The following is an 8,196-nucleotide window of genomic DNA, read 5'->3' as shown; positions in this document are numbered from 1 at the left end:
CGGCATGCCGGTGCTGGCGGTCGGCGCGGCCGGCGCGGTCGGCGCGCCGGCAGGGCTCGATGCCGTGGCGTACGAGCCGTGGCTCGCTGCCCAGGCGCCCTACGATGGCCCGCGTGTCGCGCCGCGCGGCCATATGGCCTATACCTCGGGCACCACCGGCCGGCCCAAGGGCGTGCTGCGCCAGGCGGTGCCGCTCGACCGGCTCGACGTGCAGCAGGCCGCGATGCGCTCGGTGGTGGCGCAGGCGATCGGCATCGTGCCGGGCTGCCGTGCGCTGATGTCGGCGCCGCTGTATCACAGCGCGCCCGGCGTCTTCATCCAGAACGCGCTGCAGATGGCCGAGCGGCTGGTGCTGACGCCGCGCTTCGACGCCGAAGAGGTGCTGGCACTGATCGAGCGGCATCGCATCGATGTCGTCTACCTGGTGCCGATCATGTATGTGAGGCTGCTGAAGCTGCCCGACGCGGTACGCCGGCGCTACGACCTGTCGTCGCTTCGCTTCGTCGCCTCGACCGGCTCGCCGTGCGCGCCCGAGGTCAAGCGGGCGATGCTCGAATGGCTGGGCCCGGTGATCCACGAAACGTATGCGTCGAGCGAGGCCGGCATGGTCACCGTCGCCACGCCCGCCGATGCGCTGGCCAGGCCCGGCACCGCGGGGCGGCCGGTCGACCAGGCCAGCGTGCGCATCCTGCGCGAGGACGGTACGCCGTGCGAGACCGGCGAGGTCGGCCTGATCTATGTGCGCCAGCCCGCGTACCCGGACTTCACCTACCGCAACAACGATGCGGCGCGCCGCGCGATCGATATCGACGGCCTGGTGACGCTGGGCGACATGGGCTATCTGGACGCCGACGGCTATCTGTTCCTGTGCGACCGCGCCTCGGACATGGTGATCTCGGGCGGCGTCAACATCTATCCAGCCGAGATCGAGCACCAGCTGGTGCGCTATCCGGGCGTGGCCGATTGCGTGGTGTTCGGCGTGCCCGACGACGAATACGGCGAGCGGCTGCTGGCGATGGTGCAGCCGATGCCGGGGGAGCGGCTCGACGAGGACGAGATGATCGCGTGGCTGCGGGAACGGCTGTCGGGCTTCAAGGTGCCACGCACGATCGTGATCGCCGAGCAGCTGCCGCGCGACGAGACCGGCAAGCTCGCCAAACGCCGTCTGCGCGACCAATACTGGCAGGGGCGGACGCGGCGCGTTTGAACACGGCCGGTATCCCCGGCCGGAACGCGGCACACCACGAAGCAGGACATAACGGAGGAGACACCATGCAACGCTGGAAAACGGCAGGGCGGGCCCTGCGAGGCACCGCCGCGGTGGGCGCGAAGTTGGCGCTGATGTTGGCGGCGATATTGGCAGCGATGTTTGGCGCCGTGACGGCGGCCGGCGCGGCCTATCCGGACCACCCGATCAAACTGGTGGTGCCCTACACGCCCGGCGGATCGACAGACCAGTTCGGCCGCGCGTTGGCCGAGGGCATGAGCAAGATGCTGAAGCAGCCGGTGGTGGTCGACAACAAGCCTGGCGCGGCCACGATGATCGGTACCAACCTGGTTGCCCGTGCGCCGGCCGACGGCTATACGGTCGGCTTCGCGACCAACGGCAGCATGGTGCTGAACCCGATGCTGTACAAGAAGATCACCTACGACCCGCCGAAGGACTTCAAGATCTTCAGCATCGGCGCGGAAGTGCCGCTGGTGGTGGTGACCAATACGCAGGTGCCGGCCAACAACATCCGCGAGTTCGCTGCTTACGCGAAGAGCCAGGGCGGCAAGCTGAACTACAGCTCGGTGGGCCTGGGCAACGCGCTGCAGCTGGCCACCGAGATGCTGAAGACCGAGCTCGGCATCGAGCTGACCCATGTGCCGTACAACGGCAGCGCGCCGGCGCTGGCGGCGCTGCTCGCCAACGACGTGCAGTTGATGGTCGATGTGGTCAGCACCTCGCTGCCGCATATCAAGGCCGGCAAGCTGAAGGCGCTGGCGGTGACCAGCCGCAACCGGCTCGACGTGCTGCCCAATGTGCCGACGGTGGCCGAGACCCATCCGAACTTCCAGGCGGCGACCTGGTTCGGGCTGGCGGTGCCGGCGCAGACGCCGCCCGAGGCGGTCGAGAAGCTGCGCGCCGCGGCGGACCAGACCCTGCGCGACCCGCAATTCCGCGCGACCTTCAACGGGCTCGGCCTGCAGGTGCTGCAGCCGATGAGCCAGGCGGAGATCGACCGCTACGTCGCCGCGGACCGCGAGCACTGGGGCAAGGTGATTCGGGCGAAGAATATCTCGCTGGATTGAGGGCGGGCGCCTTGGGGTTTGCGGGCGCTGCTTGCCCTCTCCCCCAGCCCCTCTCCCGCAAGCGGGCGAGGGGAGTAACCGGCTGCCACGCGACCGATCCGCGCAGGAGAGGCGTAACCGGGCGGCGTAACCGGGCGCGACGCGACTGAACCATCGTTGGTTCGCTCTCCCGCAAGCGGGCGAGGGAGTAACGGGCTGCCACGCGACTGATCCGCGCAGGAGAGGGCGTAACCGGGCACGACGCGACTGAACCATCGTTGGTTCGCTCCCCTCTCCCGCTTGCGGGAGAGGGGCGGGGGAGAGGGCAAGGGCGCCCGCACGCTGACGCTGCCCGGTCCGTGCATCGCCGGATCGATGTCCCGAAGCGGGTATAGTTGTGCGCCGCCGCCCGGCGCTCCTGCCGCCGCCACACTTGCCGCGTTGCCTATCGCCGCGCCGACAATGTGCAGCCCCGGCGACACCCCACGCACCCGGGCGTGCCCATCGCTCGCGGCGGCGTCACATCCGGAACATCGGGCGGCCCGGTCGCTCCAACGCCCGACCCCAAAACCAGGAGTTTGAATGCGATTCCAACTTGCCGGCCTGGCTGTGGCCGGTTTTACCGCGGCCGGTGTGCTGGCCGCGGCGCCTGCAGTCCATGCGGCCAGCGCGGCCGCCGCCCCGTCGGCGAACGCCGCCAAGCCCGCTTCCGCCCCGCCCGCCGCCCCTTCTACCGCTACAACCTCGCCCGAAGCCGATCTGCTGGCGCCGCTGCTCGGCGCGCTGAAGATCGGCAATCCGATGCCCGACCTGCCCGACTGCGCGGACAAGCGCACGCCGGACGGCACCGATGTGACCGCCTTCTGCGTGGAAGTGCGTGGCGATGGCGCGATGCGCCAGGTGGGCGTGCCCCGCAAGCAGCGCCCGGCCTTCATGGACGGCCCGCATGCTTTGGCAGTGGTCGATCGCAATGCGCTGGTCGGCCTGATCGTGCCGACCGACGGCGTGCGCTCGGAACAGTCGACGCTGCGCACGCTGACCGCGCGCTACGGCAAGCCGTTTCGCGAGGAGCAGGTCGCGCTGCTGGACAAGGACGGCAAGAGCGTCAACAGCGTCCACGCCGGTTGGATGCAGGCGCCGCTGACGGTCGAGGTCTATTCGATTCCCGACGACCCCGACACCGGCAGCATCGAGCTGTTGCTGCCGCGCGCCCGCACGGTGATGGCGCAGAAGGATGCGGCGATCACGCAGCAACTGAACCCAGGCGCCGCCTCGGCGCCAAGCGCGCCGAAGGCCGTGGCGCAGAAGCCGAAGAAGGGCGAGGGCGACGGCAAGCCGGGCAGCTGGTAAGCCTGTGTCGTTCCCGCGCAGGCGGGAACCCAGCGGCTTTGACTGTGAGCCGATGAAGTCGCTGGGCCCCCGCGTTCGCGGGGGCGACGTAGTTGCGCCTTACAGCCCCTCCATCACCTTGTCCAGGCCCCGCACGACGCCGCGCAAGGTATGTACCTTGCGGATCGCCAGCAGCGCGCCCGACACATAGGGTTTGGAGCCGTCGCCGGCCTCGTGCTTCAGATGCAGCCGCTGGCCGTCGGCGCCGAAGATCACCTCGACACCGAGCTGATAGCCGGGCAGCCGCACCGCGTGGACCTGCGTGCCCGACATCGTCGCGCCGCGGGTCTCGACCGGTCCCTTGACCTGGTCCAGCGGCACCGTCTGCGCGGCGGCCTTGACCTGCCCAAGCCGGTAGGCCAGCTCCCGTACGGTGCCTGATGGCACATCGACCTTGCCGGCCTTGGCGTAGTCGATGATTTCCCACTGGTCCAGATGGCGCGCGGCCATCTCGGCGAACTTCTGCAGCAGCACCACGGTGATGGCGAAATTGCCGCAGGCCAGCACGCCGCGGTCGGCCGCCCGCGCGGCGGCGTCGATCTCCGCATAGTCCTCGTCCGACAGCCCCGAGGTGCCCACCACCACATGGGCGCCCTGCGCCAACGCCTGCAGGATGTTGTGCTTGGCGATGTCCGGCTTGGTGTATTCGACGTAGACGTCGTATGGCGTGCCGGCCAGCTCGGCGATGCTCGCCACCGCCTTGCCGGGCGTGTCGGCATGGCCGGTCAGCTGTGCCAGCGTCTGGCCGGCCGCACCGCGCGAGAGCCCCGCGACCAGCGTCATGTCCTGCGCGTGCGCGACGCCGCGCGCGAGTTCGCCGCCGGCCCAGCCGGTCACGCCGCCCACGGCGACACGGATTGGTGTGTTCATCGGCAAATTCCTCCTGAAGCCATATGTTGCGATGTTGCGGTGCCCGCGCTCCCCGCGTTCCCGCGTTCCCGCGTTCCGCGGACAGCCCGCCAGTTTGCCGCGTTTGCGCAAAGTGCGCAGACGGGCGCGCAAGCGGCTGCGGAAAGGCTGACCGTTATCCCACCGGCCGTCGCCGATCGATCTTGCGCGCCAGCACGATTGACGTGCTGGTGTGGTTCACGCCGTCGAGCGCGCCGATCTCGTCGAGCAGCTTGTCCAGACGCGCGTGCGTGTCGCAGCGGATCACCGCCATGTAGTCGACCGGCCCGCTGACCGAATCGAGCTCGACCACCTCGGGAAAGCGCTGCAGCGCGCGCAATACCGTCGGCGCGGTCTTGGGCTGCACCGACAGCCCGCAGAAGGCGAGGATCGCGTTGTCCTCCATCTGCTGCCCCAGCCGCACGCCATAGCCGGCAATCACGCCGAGCCGCTCCAGCCGCGCGATCCGCGCGACCACGGTGGTGCGCGCGATGCCGAGCTTGCGCGCCAGGTTGGCGGCGCTGTCGCGCGCATTGGCCTGCAGCAGCGACAGCAGGTGACGGTCGGTCTGGTCGAGATCGGTCATGCGGTACAGGTATCGGGGTTTGGGTTTCGCGAGTCGGTGCGGCGCCGGCGTATCGTCGTTTCGTCGGCCGATGCCGTCATATCGACCGATTATGGCGGGTTTTCGTCAATGTTGTCTGTTCAATCCGACGGCGCCGCAGACCATACTTCGATTACGGCATGGCGTTGCAAGTGCTGCGCAGCCATGCCCGGCGCGACCAGCGCGCTTCCTTTCCCCGCGTCGGAGGACCGTCATGAACAACAACCTTTCCTTCCCTTCGGCTCGTTCCGGTGCGGCTGTGCCCGTCACCGTGCTCGGTGCCGGCAAGATCGGCCGCACCATCGCCGGCATGCTGCGGGACAGCGGCGACTATGCGGTGACCGTGGTCGACCGCTATCGCGACGCGCTCGACGCGCTGCCCGCGGGCGTCTCCACCCGCGTGGCCGATCCGTCCGAGCGGCAGGCCTGCATCGACGCGCTGGCAGGCGCCGCGGCGGTGATCAATGCCTTGCCGTTCCACGCCGCGGTGCCGGTGGCGACCGTCGCTGCTGAAATGGGCGTGCACTATTTCGACCTGACAGAAGATGTCGCCGCGACGCGCGCGATCCGCACGTTGGCCAACGATGCGCACGCGGTGCTGATGCCGCAATGCGGACTGGCGCCCGGTTTCATCGGCGTGGTCGGCCATGACCTGGCGCAGCGCTTCCTGCGCGGCGGCGGCCAGCTGCTGGACCTGCGCATGCGCGTCGGCGCGCTGCCGCGCTATCCGAACAATGCGCTGAAGTACAACCTGACCTGGAGCACCGAGGGGCTGATCAACGAGTACTGCAACCCCTGTGAGGCCATCGTCGACGGCCGCCGCGTCGAGGTGCCGGCGCTGGAAGGGCTGGAGAGCTTCGCGCTGGACGGCATCGAATACGAGGCCTTCCATACCTCGGGCGGGCTCGGCACGCTGCCGGAAACGCTGGCCGGGCGCGCCCGCCACGTCGATTACAAGTCGATCCGCTATCCTGGCCATTGCGCGGTGATCAAGCTGCTGCTCGACGATCTGCGGCTGCGCGAACGGCGCGACTGGCTGCGCGAGATCTTCGACAGCGCGATTCCGCTGACCGAGCAGGACGTGGTGGTCGTGTTCGCCAGCGCCACGGGACGCACGGCCGGCGAGGACGGACGGCTGGGCCCGCTGACGCAGGCGTCGTTCTCCGCGCGCATCGGCGGCGCCGAGGGCGAGCACGGCCATCTGAACGCGATCCAGCTGACCACCGCCGCGGGCGTCTGCGCCGCGCTCGACATGGTGATCGCCGGCCAATTGCCGCAGCGGGGCTTCGTCCGCCAGGAGGACATGCGGCTCGAGGCCTTCCTCGCCAATCGTTTCGGCAGGCACTACACCTGCCATCCGCTACAGGAGGCCCTCGCATGAAAGCCGACGCATTCGAGCGCTGCTGGCGCGCCATCGGCCAGCCCATTCCCTGGCGCGACGGTGCCGGCGGCCCCGGCGCGCTGCCGGCGCGTTCGCCGATCGACGGCGAGGTATTCGGCCATATCGCCCCCTGCAGTGCCGACGAGGCGAACGCCCGCATCGCGCAGGCCCATGCCGCGCAGAGCGGCTGGGCGCTGGTGCCGGCGCCGGTGCGCGGCGAGGTGGTGCGGCGCTTCGGCGAGGTGCTGCGCGAACACCGCGGCGCGCTGGGCGAACTGGTCTCGCTCGAGACCGGCAAGATCCTGCAGGAAGGGCTGGGCGAGGTGCAGGAGATGATCGACATCTGCGACTTCGCGGTCGGCCTGTCGCGCCAGCTGCATGGGCTGACGATCGCCAGCGAGCGGCCGCAGCATGCGATGCGCGAGACCTGGCATCCGTTCGGCGTCTGCGGCGTGATTTCGGCGTTCAACTTCCCGGTCGCGGTGTGGGCGTGGAACGCCGCGCTGGCGCTGGTCTGCGGCAACGCGGTGGTATGGAAGCCTTCGGAGAAGACGCCGCAATGCGCGCTGGCGATGCAGGCCCTGCTCGATCGCGTGATCGAGGCCGCGGCGCCCGAGCACGCGGGCATCGCCACGGTGCTGTGCGGCGGCCGGCAACTGGGCGAGCGGCTGGTCGCCCATCCCGATGTGCGGCTGGTCAGCGCGACCGGTTCGACGCGGATGGGGCGCGAGGTCGGCATCGCCTGCGCCGGGCAGTTCAAGCGCAGCATCCTCGAACTCGGCGGCAACAACGCGGCCATCGTCGCGCCGTCGGCCGATCTTTCGCTGACCTTGCGCGCGATGACGTTCGCCGCGGCGGGCACCGCAGGACAACGCTGCACCACGCTGCGCCGCGCCTTCATCCATGCCGATCTGTTCGGCACGGTGCGCGAGCAGCTGACGCAGATCTTCGCCCGCCTGCCGGTCGGCGATCCGCTCGAGGCGGGCACGCTGGTCGGCCCGCTGATCGACCGCGCCGCCGGCGACAACATGGCCAATGCGCTGGCCAGCTGCCGCGCCCAGGGCAACGCCGTGCATGGCGGCGAACGGCTGCTGGCCGACCGCTATCCGCATGCCTGCTATATGCGGCCGGCGCTGGTGGTCACCGACACGCAGCATGACACCATGCTGACCGAGACCTTCGCGCCGATCCTGTACCTGATGCCATACACCTCGCTGGAGGAGGCCATCGCGCTGAACAACGCGGCGGCGCACGGCCTGTCGTCGTGCATCTTCACCGAGTCGCTGCGCGAGGCCGAGCGCTTCCTGTCGTCGGCCGGCAGCGACTGCGGCATCGCCAACGTCAATATCGGCACCAGCGGCGCGGAGATTGGCGGCGCCTTCGGCGGAGAGAAGGCAACCGGCGGCGGGCGCGAGTCAGGCTCGGATGCGTGGAAGGGCTATATGCGGCGCGCGACCAACACCATCAACTACGGCGACGCGCTGCCGCTGGCGCAGGGCATCCGCTTCGATCTGTGAGGGGGGAAAGGCCGGCCGCCCCAAGGGTTAACACGGCCCTCCCGCGCGATGGCCGGCCGCCCGCCGCCCGCCTTGTAGGGAACCGTAACGCAGGTTACAGGGCCCTGACCCCGTATTACCAACTCGCCCCGTATAACGGCGTC

At 69.6% G+C, this 8,196-nt stretch carries 7 protein-coding genes; 5 read left to right on the top strand and 2 right to left on the bottom strand.

The window, feature by feature from the left end; translation table 11 throughout:
* The 3 genes from B551_RS16175 to B551_RS16165 form a co-directional block, all read left to right on the top strand.
* On the top strand, positions 1-1,207 hold a 1,207-nt coding region (locus B551_RS16175; protein ID WP_043440252.1), incomplete at its 5' end, for an AMP-binding protein.
* A gap of 65 nt (positions 1,208-1,272) precedes the next feature.
* Entirely contained in the window at positions 1,273-2,295 is a 1,023-nt protein-coding gene (locus B551_RS16170) for a tripartite tricarboxylate transporter substrate binding protein (RefSeq protein WP_082928671.1), read from the top strand.
* Between the two features lie 561 nt (positions 2,296-2,856).
* Complete coding sequence (locus B551_RS16165; protein WP_023264540.1) at positions 2,857-3,624, top strand: hypothetical protein; 768 nt, start codon at positions 2,857-2,859, stop codon at positions 3,622-3,624.
* Positions 3,625-3,723: 99 nt separating this feature from the next.
* Here B551_RS16165 and dapB read toward each other — a convergent pair whose 3' ends face one another.
* Together dapB and B551_RS16155 are read right to left on the bottom strand one after the other, a co-directional pair.
* Positions 3,724-4,533, bottom strand: coding sequence for a 4-hydroxy-tetrahydrodipicolinate reductase (dapB, locus tag B551_RS16160; RefSeq protein WP_006579562.1), 810 nt, complete (start codon positions 4,531-4,533; stop codon positions 3,724-3,726).
* 154 nt (positions 4,534-4,687) lie between these two features.
* Positions 4,688-5,137, bottom strand: a complete 450-nt coding sequence (locus B551_RS16155; RefSeq protein ID WP_006579561.1) for an Lrp/AsnC family transcriptional regulator — start codon at positions 5,135-5,137, stop codon at positions 4,688-4,690.
* Between the two features lie 232 nt (positions 5,138-5,369).
* Here B551_RS16155 and B551_RS16150 point away from each other — a divergent pair, with 232 nt between their 5' ends.
* Both B551_RS16150 and B551_RS16145 read left to right on the top strand, forming a co-directional pair.
* Positions 5,370-6,536: a saccharopine dehydrogenase family protein gene (locus B551_RS16150; RefSeq protein ID WP_006579560.1), complete on the top strand. Its 1,167-nt coding sequence runs from the start codon at positions 5,370-5,372 to the stop codon at positions 6,534-6,536.
* Positions 6,533-8,053 (top strand): aldehyde dehydrogenase family protein, encoded by a 1,521-nt coding sequence (locus tag B551_RS16145; RefSeq protein ID WP_023264538.1) that lies wholly within the window; start codon positions 6,533-6,535, stop codon positions 8,051-8,053. The genes B551_RS16150 and B551_RS16145 overlap by 4 nt, the downstream gene beginning before the upstream one ends.
* Positions 8,054-8,196 lie beyond the last annotated feature (143 nt).

The sequence above is a fragment of the Cupriavidus sp. HPC(L) genome (assembly GCF_000307735.3).
Lineage (GTDB): Bacteria > Pseudomonadota > Gammaproteobacteria > Burkholderiales > Burkholderiaceae > Cupriavidus.
The sequence above is the reverse complement of the archived record's forward strand: the minus strand, read 5'-3'. Positions and strand labels throughout refer to the sequence as shown.